At 49.4% G+C, this 16,593-nt stretch carries 13 protein-coding genes; 11 read left to right on the top strand and 2 right to left on the bottom strand.

Going from position 1 to position 16,593, the window contains the following annotated elements; all coding sequences use genetic code 11:
* Positions 1-15 precede the first annotated feature (15 nt).
* Together BBEV_RS14610 and BBEV_RS14605 are read left to right on the top strand one after the other, a co-directional pair.
* Positions 16-3,105: a beta-galactosidase, LacZ type gene (locus BBEV_RS14610; protein ID WP_069366136.1), complete on the top strand. Its 3,090-nt coding sequence runs from the start codon at positions 16-18 to the stop codon at positions 3,103-3,105.
* 309 nt (positions 3,106-3,414) lie between these two features.
* Positions 3,415-4,437: a LacI family DNA-binding transcriptional regulator gene (locus BBEV_RS14605; RefSeq protein WP_069366135.1), complete on the top strand. Its 1,023-nt coding sequence runs from the start codon at positions 3,415-3,417 to the stop codon at positions 4,435-4,437.
* Positions 4,438-4,604: 167 nt separating this feature from the next.
* Here BBEV_RS14605 and BBEV_RS14600 read toward each other — a convergent pair whose 3' ends face one another.
* Positions 4,605-6,833, bottom strand: a complete 2,229-nt coding sequence (locus tag BBEV_RS14600; RefSeq protein WP_069366134.1) for an alpha-galactosidase — start codon at positions 6,831-6,833, stop codon at positions 4,605-4,607.
* Positions 6,834-7,048: 215 nt separating this feature from the next.
* Here BBEV_RS14600 and BBEV_RS14595 point away from each other — a divergent pair, with 215 nt between their 5' ends.
* From BBEV_RS14595 to BBEV_RS14575, 5 genes are all read left to right on the top strand, one after another.
* Positions 7,049-8,215 (top strand): galactokinase, encoded by a 1,167-nt coding sequence (locus BBEV_RS14595; protein WP_069366133.1) that lies wholly within the window; start codon positions 7,049-7,051, stop codon positions 8,213-8,215.
* A gap of 35 nt (positions 8,216-8,250) precedes the next feature.
* Positions 8,251-9,246, top strand: coding sequence for a UDP-glucose 4-epimerase GalE (galE, locus tag BBEV_RS14590; protein ID WP_069366132.1), 996 nt, complete (start codon positions 8,251-8,253; stop codon positions 9,244-9,246).
* A gap of 2 nt (positions 9,247-9,248) precedes the next feature.
* On the top strand, positions 9,249-10,760 hold the full coding sequence (gene galT / locus BBEV_RS14585) for a UDP-glucose--hexose-1-phosphate uridylyltransferase (RefSeq protein ID WP_069366131.1): 1,512 nt from the start codon (positions 9,249-9,251) through the stop codon (positions 10,758-10,760).
* 117 nt (positions 10,761-10,877) lie between these two features.
* Complete coding sequence (locus BBEV_RS14580) at positions 10,878-11,579, top strand: hypothetical protein (protein ID WP_157101003.1); 702 nt, start codon at positions 10,878-10,880, stop codon at positions 11,577-11,579.
* A gap of 44 nt (positions 11,580-11,623) precedes the next feature.
* Positions 11,624-12,289 carry a hypothetical protein gene (locus tag BBEV_RS14575; protein ID WP_069366129.1) on the top strand — a complete coding sequence of 222 codons (666 nt, stop codon included), beginning with the start codon at positions 11,624-11,626 and terminating at the stop codon, positions 12,287-12,289.
* 53 nt (positions 12,290-12,342) lie between these two features.
* On the opposite strand, the gene BBEV_RS14570 is transcribed toward BBEV_RS14575, so the two are convergent.
* Positions 12,343-13,041: a TVP38/TMEM64 family protein gene (locus tag BBEV_RS14570; RefSeq protein ID WP_232318197.1), complete on the bottom strand. Its 699-nt coding sequence runs from the start codon at positions 13,039-13,041 to the stop codon at positions 12,343-12,345.
* Positions 13,042-13,212: 171 nt separating this feature from the next.
* On the opposite strand from BBEV_RS14570, the gene BBEV_RS14565 reads away from it, so the two are divergent.
* The 4 genes from BBEV_RS14565 (at position 13,213) to BBEV_RS17850 (ending at position 16,535) form a co-directional block, all read left to right on the top strand.
* On the top strand, positions 13,213-14,196 hold the full coding sequence (locus BBEV_RS14565; protein ID WP_069366127.1) for a VOC family protein: 984 nt from the start codon (positions 13,213-13,215) through the stop codon (positions 14,194-14,196).
* The gene (locus tag BBEV_RS14560; RefSeq protein ID WP_069366126.1) at positions 14,196-14,639 is read left to right on the top strand and encodes a MarR family winged helix-turn-helix transcriptional regulator; all 444 of its coding nucleotides are present in this window, start codon (positions 14,196-14,198) and stop codon (positions 14,637-14,639) included. The genes BBEV_RS14565 and BBEV_RS14560 overlap by 1 nt, the downstream gene beginning before the upstream one ends.
* 375 nt (positions 14,640-15,014) lie before the next feature.
* Complete coding sequence (locus BBEV_RS14555) at positions 15,015-16,355, top strand: RNA-guided endonuclease InsQ/TnpB family protein (RefSeq protein WP_069366125.1); 1,341 nt, start codon at positions 15,015-15,017, stop codon at positions 16,353-16,355.
* A gap of 30 nt (positions 16,356-16,385) precedes the next feature.
* Entirely contained in the window at positions 16,386-16,535 is a 150-nt protein-coding gene (locus BBEV_RS17850) for a hypothetical protein (RefSeq protein ID WP_232318196.1), read from the top strand.
* The last annotated feature ends 58 nt before the right edge of the window (positions 16,536-16,593 follow it).

Below are 16,593 nucleotides of genomic sequence, written 5' to 3'. Positions count from 1 at the left end.
AATGGAGGAACGACGATGGCAGTAAATAAATCTAGTTCAACACCCAATCACAAGACACCGGAAAACGGTTATCCTGAGTGGAATAACAACCCGGACATCTTTCAGATGAACCGCGAAGAGGCACACTGTGACCCCCGCGTGTTCACTTCAATGGAAGCGGCGCTTCAAGGGGATCAAGAGAGGATGATGGACCGGGTGTCGTTAAACGGGGTATGGCAGTTCGCCTATGCTGATCGGCCTGATGAACGGGATGAAACATTTTACACCCGTTCACCACAGGATCCCCGGTTTGCAGAGATCCGGGTACCCGGCCATCTGCAGCTTCAGGGATATGATTATCCCCACTACACGAATACCCGCTATCCGTGGGAAGAGCGTGAAGCGTTAAAGCCGCCGTTCGCACCGGTAAAATACAATCCCGTTGGGCAGTACCTTCGCACGTTCGCGGTTGACGAAAGCTGGACAGGCGACCCGGTTTATCTCCGGTTTGAAGGGGTGGAAGCGGCATTTTATCTGTGGATCAACGGGGAATTTGTCGGCTACAGTGAAGACAGTTTCACGCCTGCGGAATTTGATGTGACACCGTTCGTTTTTCCTGGGGAGAATACCGTGGCGGTGGAAGTATACCACTGGTGTGACGGGAGCTGGCTTGAAGATCAGGATTTCTGGCGCTTCAGTGGCATTTTCCGGGATGTCTGGCTGTACCGGACACCGAAGGAGCACCTCAGGGATTTCCGGGTCCGGACAACTTTCGAGAACCGTGACGGAATCCTTGAAGTTTCTGCGGCATTGCGCCGTTATGGTGATGTGGAAGTGGGAACCTTGACGATAAAGGCTGACGTCTTTACGTATCCGGACCTTAAACCGGTGGCGAAGAGTGAGGTCACAGGAACAAAAGCAAAACAGACGTTGACAACAACCATCCCCTCCGTGAAAAAATGGTCTGCGGAAATACCGAATCTGTATGTGCTCGTTTTGACTCTGGAGGATAAAAATGGTTATCCGCTAGAGTATATTCATCAGAAAGTCGGGTTCCGGGTATTCAAGCTTGAAGACGGTCTGATGACATTAAACGGTAAGCCGCTGTTGTTTCGTGGCGTGAATCGGCATGAATTTATGCCGGAAAAAGGCCGGGCCGGTATTACACGAAGTGAGATGGAAGCGGATGTCCGTTTGATGAAGCAATACAATATCAATGCCGTGCGCACGTCCCATTACCCGAATCACCCGGATTTTTATGAGCTGTGTGATATTTACGGGCTCTATGTGATCGATGAAGTGAATATGGAGACACATGGCACCTGGCACTACGGGCAAGACGGGATTGGCGAAACCATTCCCGGGAACCGCCCGGAGTGGACGGCAAACGTCCTGGATCGCAGCCGGTCCCTTTACGAACGGGACAAAAACCATGCATCGGTGATCATCTGGTCACTCGGGAATGAATCCTTTGGCGGTTCAAACCTGAAAGCGATGTATGATTATTTCAAGGAAGCAGATCCGACGCGGCTGGTACACTACGAAGGGATTTTCCACCACCGGGAATACGATGCGTCAGACATGGAGAGTACGATGTACATTCCGCCGCACAAAGTGGAGGAATATGCACTGGAAGCTGAACGATCCAAAGAGGCCAAGCCCTATATTCTCTGTGAATTCAGCCATGCTATGGGTAACTCCCTTGGGAACTTCCACAAATACGCGGATCTGTTCTTGAAATACCCGATATTACAAGGCGGATTTATCTGGGATTGGCGTGATCAGGCGCTTTGGCATAAGCGGGAGGATGGCTCGCCGTTTCTCGCTTACGGTGGCGATTTCGGCGATACGCCAACGGATGGGAACTTCTCAGGAAATGGTTTGATATTCGCAAACAGTCAGGTAACGCCGAAACTGATTGAAGCGAAAAAAGGTTATGAACCCGCCCGTATCGACTTCCTGGGCGATCATATAATGGTGACAAATGATTTTGCTTTTCTGGATTTGGGGAGTTTCCGATGCCAATGGAAATTGCTCGTAAACGGTGAAGTGGAACGGGAAGGCACCCTTTCCCTCAAGGGTGCCCCGGGTTCATCCCACGCCTATCCACTGACATTGCCGGATGTTTCGGAGGGGGAACAGATTCTTGAAGTAAGCCTGGTGCTGGATGAAGATGCACGCTGGGCGAAAGCAGGACATGAAGTAGCTTTTGAGCAATTTACATTAAACGACATTGAATATTCCGGTCCATCAACTTCCGAAAATAAGATCCGGATTGTCAGAGAAGATCAGGAAATGGTTCAAGTGGAAGCCGGGGAATCGCTTTTGACATTCAACCCGTCAACGGGCGACTGGTCCGGATTGGCCCATAATGGTGAAGACTTTTTGAAAAGTCCGTGGCGTCCGAATTTTTGGCGGGCGATGACGGACAACGACAGAGGCAGTGGACTGATTCAGCGCAGTGAGGTCTGGCGAAAAGCAGGAAACGCCCGCCGCCTGCAGTCTTTCACAGCTTCTGAAGATGAGAACGGCGTCAAAATACAGGTTCGCTATGCCTTGCCGGACGCCGGTACATCGATCTTTGATCTTGAGTATCAGATTGCAGCGGATGGGGCGGTGGCGGTCGCATTTACATTGACGCCGGATGACGCCATGCCGGAGATTCCTGAAGTGGGGATGCTGGTGGCGCTTCGTGGAGAGGTGGACCACCTTGCCTGGTATGGTCGCGGGCCGCATGAATCCTATCAGGACCGTTACCGCTCTGCGAGGTTGGGTATATTTGAAAGCCCCGTCGCTGATCGTGTCACTCCTTATCTGAAGCCGCAGGAATGCGGGAACATCACCGGCCTTCGCTGGTTGAGCTTGTCAGGTGGATTACGTCAAAAGCTGATGATTCAGGGAGACGGGCAGGTTGAGGCGAACGCGCTGCCGTATACACCGGAAGAACTTGAAGCTGCATCGCATGTGGACCAGTTGCCGAAATCGGATCATACGGTACTTCGTGTCAATGCCCTTCAGATGGGTGTCGGCGGTGACGACAGCTGGGGGCAGAAGACCCATGATGAATATACGCTGTTTTCGAATCGGAGCTATTCTGGAAGGTTCGAGGTGAAAGTGATAAATTGATGGATTCAAAAATTCCCTGTCCGGTGTCGGGCAGGGAATCTTGTGCACTACATAGGACTGTTTACGTTCGCTGAAGGATTGAATTGTAAGCAAAACTTGACTTGTCGCCAGTGAAACTTGGCGACAAGTCAAGTTTTCTTTTTGCAGAGGCAGGGGGGACTTCGCTCAAATCATGGCCCGGGGGTGCTGTTTGAGCGAAATAAGGACGCATCCCAATTGTCGCCTTCCGGTTTTCCGGTAGATATGATATAGTACGGGTGGATATTTACTAAAATTTAATTAAACATATTACGAAGGAGTTAACCGGCTATGGCAACGATGAAGGAAGTGGCGGAACAATCGGGGTATTCGATCGCGACGGTGTCGAGGGTGCTGAATCACGATGAGACCTTGGCAGTCACCGATCAGACCCGCAAACGGATTTTCGAAGTGGCGGAAGCTCTGCAGTATAAAACAGTCAAGGAAAAAAAGCAGGTAAAAAAAAACGCAGATCCGTCCCGTCTTCGTCTTGGGATGGTGTATTACAGAACAGAAGAGCAGGAGCTGAGTGATCCGTATTTCCTGGCGATCCGTCTGGGTATTGAAAATGAATGTGCCCGTCATGGGATTACTTTGGAGAAAATTTACCGGGAGAAGGTAAGCGGTGAGCTGGATTTAGCGATTCAAGTGGATGGACTGATTGTGGTTGGTCGCGTCAGTGATCCGGAAATCAAGTCTTTGCAAAATGCTGCGAAAGTACTGACGTTTGTGGACTATGCCCCGAAAGATTTTGACTGCGATGCGGTGGTGGTGGATTTTGCCGATGCGATGGAGACGGTGCTTGATGAGCTTGTAACCCTCGGACATGAAGAGATCGGCTTCATTGGGGGTCACCGTCATTTTCCGCCGGCAGATATCGTGAGGGATGAGCGGGAAAGGGCATTTCGCTATTACCTTGGCACGAAGAATCTGCTGGATGAATCACTGATTTTCACCGGTGATTTTAACACCTCTGAAGGGTACCGATTGATGCATGAAGCGTTGGAGGAGCCGTCGAAGAGGCCGTCCGCATTCTTCGTGGCCAGTGATTCCATGGCCATTGGTGCTTATCGGGCGGTTTCCGAAAAGGGTCTGTCGATCCCGGAGGATCTGTCCATTGTCGGGTTCAATGACATCTCCGCTTCCCAGTACTTGCAGCCATCCCTCACCACAGTGAAGGTGCACACGGAATTCATGGGGCAAACGGCAGTGGAGCTCATGATGGAACGATTGAAAACAAGGCGTCCGATTGCGAAGAAGGTCGTGATCCCGACGCATTTCATTCGACGGGAAAGCATTACCAAGCGGGTCTGATCAAAAAGAGTCATTGTCATCAGCCGTTTCTGCTGTGTTTCTGAAACGGCGGAGGGCTTGCGTTAAAGGCTCAGTGTGGCAAGAAACGTTTGGGTATAGGTGAACACGGAACAGACCAAGTCGCTGATGACTTGGTCTGTTCCGTGTTTTTACTTTCGGATGACTGATTAGTGCCCTTCGAGAAAATAGACATACGACACGAAATCTCCGGTTTTTTCAAACGTAGGCGGGATGGAACCGCTGCTTTCATCCGGCAGCATCAGCCCGGCATGCATCAGCTGACTGCCGTGGATGTCTTGATCCCGTTCCTTGATCCGGTAAACGCGGTTCGGATCCAGTCCTTTCAGCAGCAGGCGTTTGAAGCCCGGATGTGGCCGGGCGAGTTCCCGATACCAGCCAACCAGCGCGGCAGACTGATCCGGCGAGACGACCATCCATGCGGTCTCGTTTCCGCTCGAATCAAACGGACTTAACAGCCGGTAAAAGGTCCCTTCTCGAAGGAGTGTCCGGTGAGCTTTGTAGGTTTTGATCTGTTCTTTGATCTGTTCTTTTTCGCTTTCTGAGAACTGACTGAGATCCAGTTCGTAGCCGAACATGCCAAACAGGGACACGTCACCGCGCATCTCAAGACTGGTCTCGCGGTGAACCTGATGGTTCGGTACTGCGGACACGTGCGCGCCCATGGTGCTTAAGGGGTAGGCCATGGATGTGCCGTATTGAATCTTCAGTCGCTCCACGGCATCCGTGTTATCGCTGGTCCATGCCTGGGGTGCGTAGTAGAGCATGCCCGGGTCAAAACGGGCGCCGCCGCTTGCGCAGGACTCAAACAGCACCTCGGGAAACGCCTGTGTCAATCGTTCGTACAAATCATACACCCCCAGAATATAGCGGTGTGGCACTTCTTTTTGCCGGTTGGCCGGGAGTGCTTGTGAATAGATTTCCGTCATGTACCGGTTCATATCCCATTTGACGTAAGAGATGGGGGCGCTCCTCAAGATCGTTGCCATCTTTTGGTGGATGTAATCCACCACGTCTTTTCTGGAGAAATCAAGCACATACTGATTTCGTCCGTGGGACATGCTGCGTCCGGGTGTGTGAAGCACCCATTCTGGATGGGCCTGGTAGAGCTCGCTTTCTTTATTGACCATTTCCGGCTCAAACCAGAGGCCGAAATCCAATCCGAGGGCTGTGATCTTTTCGGCAAGACCGGTAACGCCCTCAGGCAGCTTCCGGGTATCCGGGTGCCAGTCGCCGAGGGACGTGGTGTCATCATCGCGCTTCCCGAACCAGCCGTCATCGAGGACGAACAGCTCAACGCCAAGCTCTTTGGCACTTTTGGCGATAGGTAACAGCGTCTCTTCGTCGAAGTTGAAATACGTTGCTTCCCAGTTGTTGATCAGTACCGGCCGGTCCCGGTCACGCCAGTAGCCTCTCGCAAGGCGCTCGCGGAACAGGCTGTGAAATGTCTGACTCATGCCGTTTAAGCCATCGCTCGAGTGCACCACCACGGCTTCGGGTGTCTGGAAGGATTCACCAGGTCCGAGGTGCCAGCTGAAATCAAAGGGATTGATGCCGATGGATACCCGGGCGACATCGAACTGATCCACTTCCACTTGCGTGAGGAAGTTCCCGCTGTATACAAGGCTGAAGCCGTATACCTCGCCGTGGTGTTCACCGGCGTCGGGACGTTTCAGGGCCAGGAATGGATTCTGTTGGGCGCTGCTCGTTCCCCGGGTGCTGCTGATCTGCTGGATGCCCGGCCGAAGAGGTGTCGTGTGCTGATGGCGCTCTCTCGCCCAGGAGCCGGAGAGCTGCACCATGTCATAATCGGCATCGAACAGATCCAAGCTCAGGCTCATGGCCCGGTCCAAAGTAATGGGAGTTGAACCGTGATTCAGAATACGGGCGTGACGGGTGATTGCCGGCCGGTCACGGTAGATGGTGTACGAGAGGATCAGGCTCAGCTCGAGGAGTTCATCTTTCAACGTGATTTCCAATGTGGCTGCTTCATTATCCTGATCGGTGTATACGTGCGGAAGGCCGTTGAGAGCAGGCTTCCCATGGATAATTCGATAGCTGTCATAGGTAAATGACGTGGCGCGGCTCCCTGAAGGTGCTTCGATGTGATAGGCAGGCTCCCGGAAATCCGTCGTGCCATAAGCGGGGTATTCCTGACGGATCACATCCAGTGAAAAGGTGAGGTCTCCCTCATACACGCAGGCCATTCCTGCACGAGCCTGTTTTCTGAACAGATGCTGAAATGACGGTTCGTGGTGAAGGGCAGGACCGAAATAATAGTGAGCCAGCTGCTGATTTTCCATCACTGCAAACAGGTAGCTGACCTGATTGTTCTGCAGGTGAAATTCCATCGTGCGTTCATTGACGTGAATCTCCATGAATCGATGCCTCCTTACGTAAACTCTTATATTTATATTACTAAAATTTTAATTACAGATCAATTACTATTTAAAAGGAATTCAAGTCGTCTTTTCGACACAAAACAGTGCATTTCATCATTATAAATTAACTAAAATTTTAACGAATTGTAGATAAAATTTTAATGATGTGCTATCCTCTAGGTAACTGATAATCAGGAGAGGGGACGTCACAAATGAAACAACATTTAGAGAAGGGATTTCAAAAAATTTATAAACAGGATACAAAGGGGGTGCGATTCTTTTTTGCACCGGGCCGGGTCAATTTGATCGGCGAGCATATTGACTACAACGGCGGATACGTCTTCCCGTGTGCTTTGGATGTGGGGACCTATGTGGCCATATTGCCACGTGCGGACCAGGAGATCCGCTTCTATTCAGAGAATTTCCCGAGTATGGGGATTGTGAAAGGGCAACTGGACGACCTGACGTATCGAAAAGCGGATGACTGGGTCAGTTATGCAAAGGGCGTTCTGTCTATGTTTAACGAACAGGGATATACCGGTGCGAATGGCTTTGACGCGTATGTATTCGGCAATATTCCCAATGGTGCCGGTCTCTCCTCATCAGCATCTATTGAACTGGCTTTTGCCGTTGCGTGGGATGCTTTGAATGCTTTTCAGATGGACCGGGTCAGCATGGTCAAGCTCTGTCAGAAGGCAGAGAACGAGTACATCGGAGTGAACTGCGGCATTATGGATCAGTTCGCCATCGGATTCGGGAAAGTGGACCATGCTCTTTTGCTTGATTGTGATACATTGGATTATGAATATGCAAAACTGAAACTCGATGGCATGAAAATCGTGATTGCCAATACGAATAAGCGCCGGGGACTGGCGGATTCCAAATACAATGAACGGCGGCAGGAATGTGAGACAGCTTTGGAGGAACTGAAAACCGAAACGGAGATTCAGTATTTATGCGATCTCGATGAAGCATCGTTCCAGAAACACGAGGAGGCGATTCAGGATCCTGTTCGTAAAAAGCGAGCGCGGCATGCGGTGACGGAAAATGAACGAACCCAAAAAGCATTTCATGCCTTAAATGCTGGGGACATCACAGAATTCGGTGAGCTGATGAACGCTTCACATGTGTCCCTTCGTGACGATTATGAAGTAACAGGGAAAGAACTGGATGCTATGGTGGAAGCGGCCTGGCAAGAAGATAGTGTCATCGGAGCCCGCATGACCGGAGCCGGCTTTGGCGGTTGTACGGTAAACCTTGTCAAAGAAGACGGCCTCGAAGATACCGTTCATCGCATCAGCGAGCGTTACCATCAGGCGACAGGCATTGAACCGAAATTCTATACCGTCACAACAGGTGACGGTGCAAAAGAACTGTAATGAACGATTTCAGAATCTGAAGGGATGGATGCATCATGGCAGTATTGGTATGTGGAGGGGCAGGGTATATCGGCAGTCACGCAGTGGCGGATTTGTTGGAAGCCAATGAAGATGTGGTGGTCGTGGACAACTTACAGACGGGACACAGAGGTGCGGTACTGGACGAAGCGAAGTTTTACAACGTGGATCTTCGGGATGCGGAGGCGCTGGAGCAGGTATTTACGGAGAACAACATTGAATCGGTCATGCATTTTGCTGCGGATTCCCTTGTCGGCGTGAGCATGAATGAACCGCTGGCGTATTATGATAACAACGTCTACGGGGCACTGTGCCTGTTGAAGAAGATGAAAGAACATGACGTGAAACGGATTGTCTTCTCTTCAACGGCAGCGGCTTACGGGGAACCTGACGAAGTACCGATCACAGAACAAATGGTGACGAACCCGACCAACCCTTACGGCGAAACGAAACTCGCCATTGAAAAGATGATGAAATGGGCAGATCAGGCCCACGACTTGAAATATGTGGTCCTTCGTTACTTCAACGTGGCCGGTGCCCATCCTGTTGTGGATATCGGCGAAGACCACCGTCCGGAAACCCACCTGATTCCAATCATTCTTCAGGTCGCTCTCGGACAACGGGAGAAGATCATGGTGTTCGGAGATGACTACAAAACACCCGACGGCACGTGCATCCGTGATTACATCCACGTCAACGATCTGATTCAGGCGCACATCAAAGCATTGAACTATCTGAGAAAAGGTGGCACATCCGATGTCTTCAACCTCGGCAACGGCAGCGGGTTCAGTGTGCAGGAAGTGATCGATACCGTTGAAAAAGTGACGGGCAGGGAAATCCCTCGGGAGCTTGCCCCGAGACGGGCGGGTGATCCGGCTCAGCTGATTGCTTCCTCGGACAAGGCGAAACAGATTCTTGGCTGGCAGCCCAAGCGGGCGGATCTGGCCACGATCATTTCTACAGCCTGGGCGTGGCATCAGCGCCACCCTGAAGGCTATCAGGAGGGGGTGTAACCATGGAAGGCACAGTAAATGAACTGATCAGCTATGCGTTGGATCGTGATTTGGTCCGTGAGGAAGACATTGTGTACACGAAGAACAGCCTTCTGGCACTATTGAAGTTGGAAGAAGCGGATACAGACGGATTCGAGCCGATGTCAGAGATTCGCCCTCTCCATGAAATTCTGGATGAACTGTTGGATGACGCCTATTCACGGGGGCTCCTGGAAGACAACACCACAACCGTGAGGGATCTTTTTGATACGAAGCTGATGGGGGGGTTGACCGACCGTCCATCACACGTGATCAGGACGTTCAAAGCCATTCAGGAAGACGAAGGAATGGAAGCGGCTACGGCCTGGTTTTATGCATACAGCCAGGATGTTCATTACATTCGCCGGGAGCGGATTGCGAAGAACCGCACCTGGAAGACGGCAACGGAATATGGCGCCCTGGACATTACGGTGAACTTGTCGAAGCCGGAGAAGGATCCGAAGGAAATTGCCAAGGCAAAAAAAGCGAGCCAGGCGAACTATCCGCTCTGTCTCTTATGTAAGGAAAACGAAGGCTACGCAGGCCGTCTGAACCATCCGGCCAGGCAGAACCTGCGCTTAATCCCGGTGACTCTTGCAGGGGATCCGTGGTATGTGCAGTTCTCTCCCTATGTGTATTATCACGAGCATGCCATCGTGCTCTCGTCGGCCCATGAACCGATGAAGATCCGCCGGAAGACGTTTGAACGGCTCCTGGATTTTGTGGAACAGTATCCCCACTACTTCATTGGCTCCAATGCGGATCTACCGATTGTCGGGGGCTCCATCTTGAGTCACGATCACTATCAGGCCGGGAAATATGAATTTCCCATGGCCCGGGCTGAAGTCGAAGATACGATGACCCTGGAGCGTTTTGAAGGAGTGGAAGTGGGCCGCGTCAAGTGGCCGATGAGCGTATTACGGGTTCAGGGAGCATCGAAAGCAGCGGTCATTATGGCCAGTGAACATATCCTGAACGCGTGGCGTGAGTACACCGACGAATCCGTGGATGTTCGTGCCGAAACGAAAGGCACGCCGCATCACACGATCACCCCGATTGCGAGAAAACGGGACGGCCGGTTTGAATTGGACCTCGTCCTCCGGGATAATCAGACCAGTGATCAACATCCGATGGGGATCTATCACCCGCACGAAGAAGTGCATCACATCAAGAAGGAAAACATCGGACTGATCGAAGTAATGGGGCTCGCAGTCTTGCCGGGACGCCTGGACAATGAATTGGAACAACTTCAAGAAGCAATGAGGTCCAAAGAACCATCCCGGGCTATTCTGGAAAACGAAGCCATTGCCAAACACCATGACTGGGCAATGGGCATTCTGAATCGCCACCCGTCCTTTGATGGTGAAAATGGAAAGGTTCTGCTTCAGGAAGAAGTGGGACAGGTCTTCCGGAAAATCCTTCATCACAGCGGGGTATTTAAACGCGATAAAAAGGGACAGGAAGCCTTTAAAACATTCATGAATTGTCTGCAGTAAGCACTTAGGCACTCAGGATCCGTCAAAAGGGTCCGGGTGTTTTTTTTTGCCTGATTATGGATTTCGGGACCCATAATATGAAACATTTCCCTTGGAAATCGCGTATACTGAAGCAGCATGCAATTTGGCGTGAAAGGGAATGGAGTGGTGCAGGTGTTGAATTTGGCAATCACAACGTTATTTTTCGCGTTGGGCAGTGGTACCGAGGCGTTTAAAGCAAGGATGCAGCATGGGGTTTATTTCCGTGAAACGCGGATCGGACGCCAGTTGATCCTGTTATTTTTCATTGGCCTCATGCTGTTGACCTTTCCTGAAACGATGGCCGCACAGATTTTTATCGGTGTCATGGTGCTTTTGATGCTCTTGGACTGGATCCTTCCATTTGATAGGGCAACGATTCATATCCGTAACGGCAGCCACCAAGAAGCGAGAGAGGAACTGGAGAAAGTTCTTCAGGAAGAAGGCTATACATACGAGGTCGATGTGAATGAGGATAGCCATTACGTATACCGCATCCCGGCACTTGGCAAAACGAAATTAACCTTAAAAGAAACAGGCACGTTCATTCAAGAGGATTACAGTGAACGCGCTGAACTCGCAGCTTTATATACGGGCTACGGAAACCCTGTAAAAGAAACGGTGGAAGTGTATATCGGCCGGATGCGTGAACTTCGTTATGATCGTTCCTTTCACCGGACGTGGCTGTTATTCGGGGCATTGAGCCTCATCATGCTGATCATCACTGCTGTATTGTTCTATCAGGCCTGGCAGTCGCCTTGGGAATACCCGAATCAGCGCATTGACGAGCTGTTCAATTAACGAATGAGGAACATGCGCACGACAGAATGAATGGGGTGAATGACATGTTTAATGTGGCTGTGACCTTGATCGGTATTGCTTTCGGCACGGGACTTGAAGCACTCAAAGTCAGGATGCAAAAGGGCGTTTACTTCAGGGAGACCCGTGTTGCAATGCGGGTTATTTTGTTGCTGAGTATAGCGGTCTTATTTCTGTTCCTCCGTGATGAAACGATGATTCAATGGATCATCGGTGGTTTGGTGCTGTTTCTCGTCGCAGAAATGTTCATACCTTATGAACGGGCCACGATTCAGATCCGAAACGGCAGCCACACGGAGGCCCACCGTGAACTGGTGCGTCTGTTGGATGAATCAGGCTTCACCTATGAGACGAGTTCAAGCGGTTTCGATAATACCATATACCGATTTTCTGATTTGGGGCGCAGCAAATTGATTGTGAAGGACAAAGGCTCTTTCATTGAGGAAGAATACAGTGATCGTGCAGAGCTTGTCGCGGTTTATACAGGGTACGGGAATCCGTTAAAGGAAGTGGTGGACACCTATATTTACCGGATGCGTGACCTCAGGGAAACACGTTCCTTCTCGAGAACCACGATGATCCTGAGCAGTGTCAGTGTCATCCTGTCGATCATCGCGGCACTCCTGTTCTTTCAGGCCTGGCAGTCCCCGGCAGAATTCCCCAATCAGCGGATCGACGAGCTGTTTGACTGAATCCATCCAGAAGGGCCTTTCCCGGATATAACCGGAAAAAGCCCAGTTTTCCCTCACGCTTTGGCGGTTTCGATTCTTCGGGTCCAGGCCCGGTAACCGAGGTAAATAAAGAACATGAACGTGCCGTAAATGAGGATCATATACAAGATGTCGATCGGGTTGGTCACAATGGTGTGGCCGACCAGTGCGAAAAGTGTCATGGCCGGGATTTTACCGAGGCCGGAGGCAATGACATACACTGGAAACCGGATCCGGCTGAGGGCGGCATAGGCGTTGATGACGATAGACGGGATAACAGGGATCATTCTGAGTATGGTAATGGAAAGGAAGGCATTCCGTTCAAACAGAATGGTGATTTTTTTCGTGACGTTATATTTCAAGAGAATTTTCGTCCCCATCTCCTGAAATCCGCCGTACCTGACGAGGAGAAAGAAAAGCGCTGATGCCATGGTGGAGCCGAACCAGATGATCCAGGCGCCGGTCAGTGGCCCGAATGCCGCACCGATGACGCCACCGACCAGGGGATATGGAATGACGGGAAAGAGACTCATGAGCGTGGCGATCAGCATCGTGCCCACGACATATTCTCCTTCGTGATTCTGAACCCAGATGAGAAAGGATTCATGATAAAGGACCAACAGTATAATAACAATGGCGCTAGACGCCAATACAAACAGTTTACGGTACATCCGATCAGCCTCATTTCTTGATGTGTACAATTTACCATAGCAAAATCGAGCAATTTCTGCCATACAAAGTGCTTGAAATTCGGTTAGATGGGTGATTTTCCCTTGTTTCATTTTTGAATTTTAAGGTTAGTAAAAGAATAATAAATATCCCTGTTGACAAATATCTCGAATTCGAGATATAATTACATTGAATTCGAGATAAGTAATCGGGAATACCGATGGGAGGAATAAACGATGCATGAATTAAAAGGACTGCACCATGTGACGGCCATTACCAGTTCCGCAGAAAAGAACTATGATTTCTTTACGTATGTACTGGGCATGCGCCTGGTGAAGAAATCCATCAACCAGGATGATATCCATACGTACCATTTATTTTTTGCCGATGATGAAGGAAGTCCGGGAACGGATATGACATTTTTTGATTTCCCGGGCATTCCGAAAGGCACACACGGAACGAATGAATTCTACCGTACTTCGTTTCGGATCCCGTCGGATGAAGCACTCTCTTATTGGGAAAAACGCTTCAATCGCCTGCAGGTCAGGCATGAAGGGATTCAGGAAGTGCTCGGTAAGAAAGTGCTTCCCTTTGAAGACTTCGATGAACAGAAATATCAGCTGATCTCCGATGAAGGTCATCAAGGAGCAGCCGGAGGCACCCCTTGGAAAAAGGGACCGATTCCTGATGAATTTGCCATTACGGGTTTAGGACCGATGGTGACCCGGGTGAAGGATATCGGTATTTTTGACAAAATGATCACGGAACTCATGGGCTTCACCCTGGACAAGCAGGAAGACAACCTCCGGCTTTACAGTGTCGGTGAAGGGGGGAACGGCGCACAGGTCATCACCGAGCACCGGGACGATTTGCCGAATGTCCAGCAGGGTTTTGGAACCGTTCACCACACGGCATTTCGGGTCGAGGACAAAGAAGCACTCGATCACTGGACGGATAGATTAAACAGCTACCGCTTCCCGAACTCCGGTTTTGTGGACCGGTTCTATTTCAAATCGCTCTATGCCCGCCTGGCGCCGAATTTGTTGTTTGAATTTGCCACGGATGGCCCTGGATTCATGGAAGATGAACCGTATGAAACATTGGGTGAAAAGCTGGCATTACCGCCGGCATTTGAAGCGAAACGTGAAAGTATCGAAAAGCAGGTCCGTCCGATTGATACCGTTCGAAGCACGAAGAATATCGAAAAGGAATACGAGTGATGGGGATGTCCAAAGAAGAACGTGCCCTGAAACTGTTCATCGTGCTGACACGGGCGATGCAGTCTGTGAAGAAGAGAGTCGAAGAGGACATCCGCAGTCATGGATTGAACACGACCGAATTTGCTGTACTGGAACTGATTTTTCATAAAGGTGAACAACCGATTCAGCGTATCGGTGAGAAAGTTCTGATTGCGAGCAGCAGCATCACCTATGTAGTGGATAAGCTGGTGCAAAAGGGATATCTGACAAGACGATCCTGCCCGAAAGACCGCAGAGTCAGTTATGCGGTATTAACAGACGACGGCAAGGCGCTGATGGAAGAGATTTTCCCCCATCATGAGCAGGCGATCCGCGGGATTACCGATGGATTGACTGAAGAAGAGAAGGACTTGGCGATTGAACTCTTGAAGAAGCTGGGGCATCATAACACGTCGAACAAATAACCTAACGGGTTTACGCAGGTCATGCTTCAACGTCTTGAAGCACCCTGCTTTTTCATACATCATTATCTCGAAACTGAGATAAAATCACAAATAGAGAAATTAAGAAGGAGAGATTTTTCATGACAAAGGTAAACGTAGCAGTATTTTATCATCATTAGGCAAGAAGACTCCATCTGATTCGCGATACGGGCGTCAGCCCAGCGATTCAGGTGGAGATGAATTGCCATCAGTCTTACGACTGATGGGTGTTTCAAATAAAAGAACAAGTGTTCGAAAATATATCTAGCTTCTATTTTTGTTAAATGGTATAATGAATGGCATAGATGTAAAGAATTGATATCATTCAATTTGAGGTCGGAAAAGGAGGTGACACAAATGGCTAGGAAAAAACCGATTAAAGTATTGCGCAAGAAAAAGAAAACAGTCAATATGCAACGGTTCACCCAAAAACAGAACATTGGTCGCAGCACCCTTAGCGCTAGAGAGTTTCGACTTCTGCAACGCATGTCTCATAGTTCCAAGGCTTTGCGCAACGTAGGCTTATATACGATTAAACAAAAGTATTTGAATGAAAACAAAATGGCGACAACAAAAGAAATAGACAACGCAATGAAGGCCGATATGAACTATTGGGGCATTCAATCCAACTCCGTACAAGCGGTTCGAAGAACCTTACTCAGTGAAGTAAAGAGCTTCTTCGAAGCGTTAAAGAAGTGGAAAGCAACCCCTGAAGGTTTCACAGGTCGCCCAAAGTTCCCAAAGTATTCTCGTTCCACGGCCAAACGTGTCATCGAAATCTATCAAGTTCCCAAAGTGGATAAGGACGGGTATTGGAATATTCCAATGAATACTGCTTTCAGAAAACGTTTTGGTCCCTTGAGACTGCGAATGCCAAAGAATTTAATGGATAAAAACATTTCTTACATTGAAATTGTGCCAAAGCAAAATGGTCGGTTCTTTGAGGCTCATTATGTATATGAAGTACCTATGTCTCAAATGAAGAAACAACAAACGACGACAAAAGCTTTGAGTTGCGATTTAGGTGTAGATTATCTTCTTAGTTGTGCAACGAATCAAGGAGACGCCTTTTTGATGAATGGAAAGAAGTTAAAATCCATCAATCAGTACTTCAACAAAAAGATAAGCGAATTAAAACAGAAAAACACCGAAAACGGCTTGTCGAAACGCATAGTGACAAACCAAATCGCTTCTCTTTGGCGTAAACGAAATCTCCAAATAGACGGCTACCTTTCACAAACCGTAGGTTTGTTGTTCAAACAGATAAAACGACTGAACGTCGATACCGTGGTAATGGGTTATAATGCCGGTTGGAAACAAGAATCGCATTTAGGGAAGAAAAACAATCAAGAGTTCGTACAAATTCCTTTCCACAGATTGATTTCGGCTATTGAGAACAAGTGTCTCAAGGAAGGCATCCGTTTCGTTAAGCAGGAAGAGAGCTACACGTCTAAAGCTAGTTTTCTGGATCATGACGATATTCCGGTTTGGTCAAAAGGCGATAACACGATGTACTCCTTTAGTGGGAAGCGCCTATATCGCGGCTTCTATCGCTGTGAAAATGGACAATGCATCCATGCCGACATTAATGCAGCATTAAATATCCTTCGGAAATCCCAAATAGCAGAATGGGATGAAAAAACGAAAATAAAAACGCCCATGATCATGGACGTTCAAAAACGTAAAGCTGTTGCTTAGCGCATAGCCTAGTGGGTGCGTCAACCATCCATGTGTACTCAACTTTTGTTGGGGCTTGTAGCACACGCCAGTTATATGCTGAGTGGTGGTTTCTTCCGAAAGGAAGAACTGCTCTTCTTCGGAAGGGTGGTGCAAGTGGGAAAACGATCGTACGTCGCCAGTACCAACCAAAAACAGTGATTTGAGAAGAACCATGCAGAGCGTCAACCTTTGTAAGAAAAGACCTGCTTGGCTATCT

This window comes from Salisediminibacterium beveridgei, from assembly GCF_001721685.1.
Classification (GTDB): Bacteria; Bacillota; Bacilli; order Bacillales; family Salisediminibacteriaceae; genus Salisediminibacterium; species Salisediminibacterium beveridgei.
The sequence above is the reverse complement of the archived record's forward strand: the minus strand, read 5'-3'. Positions and strand labels throughout refer to the sequence as shown.

Bases quoted from the DNA above. Each gene is read 5' to 3' on its own strand.
- BBEV_RS14610 (WP_069366136.1), top strand. From the start codon at position 16: ATGGCAGTAAATAAATCTAGTTCAACACCCAATCACAAGACACCGGAA.
- BBEV_RS14605 (WP_069366135.1), top strand. From the start codon at position 3,415: ATGGCAACGATGAAGGAAGTGGCGGAACAATCGGGGTATTCGATCGCG.
- BBEV_RS14600 (WP_069366134.1), bottom strand. From the start codon at position 6,833: ATGGAGATTCACGTCAATGAACGCACGATGGAATTTCACCTGCAGAAC.
- BBEV_RS14595 (WP_069366133.1), top strand. From the start codon at position 7,049: ATGAAACAACATTTAGAGAAGGGATTTCAAAAAATTTATAAACAGGAT.
- galE (WP_069366132.1), top strand. From the start codon at position 8,251: ATGGCAGTATTGGTATGTGGAGGGGCAGGGTATATCGGCAGTCACGCA.
- galT (WP_069366131.1), top strand. From the start codon at position 9,249: ATGGAAGGCACAGTAAATGAACTGATCAGCTATGCGTTGGATCGTGAT.
- BBEV_RS14580 (WP_157101003.1), top strand. From the start codon at position 10,878: ATGCAATTTGGCGTGAAAGGGAATGGAGTGGTGCAGGTGTTGAATTTG.
- BBEV_RS14575 (WP_069366129.1), top strand. From the start codon at position 11,624: ATGTTTAATGTGGCTGTGACCTTGATCGGTATTGCTTTCGGCACGGGA.
- BBEV_RS14570 (WP_232318197.1), bottom strand. From the start codon at position 13,041: ATGGCAGAAATTGCTCGATTTTGCTATGGTAAATTGTACACATCAAGA.
- BBEV_RS14565 (WP_069366127.1), top strand. From the start codon at position 13,213: ATGCATGAATTAAAAGGACTGCACCATGTGACGGCCATTACCAGTTCC.
- BBEV_RS14560 (WP_069366126.1), top strand. From the start codon at position 14,196: ATGGGGATGTCCAAAGAAGAACGTGCCCTGAAACTGTTCATCGTGCTG.
- BBEV_RS14555 (WP_069366125.1), top strand. From the start codon at position 15,015: ATGGCTAGGAAAAAACCGATTAAAGTATTGCGCAAGAAAAAGAAAACA.
- BBEV_RS17850 (WP_232318196.1), top strand. From the start codon at position 16,386: ATGTGTACTCAACTTTTGTTGGGGCTTGTAGCACACGCCAGTTATATG.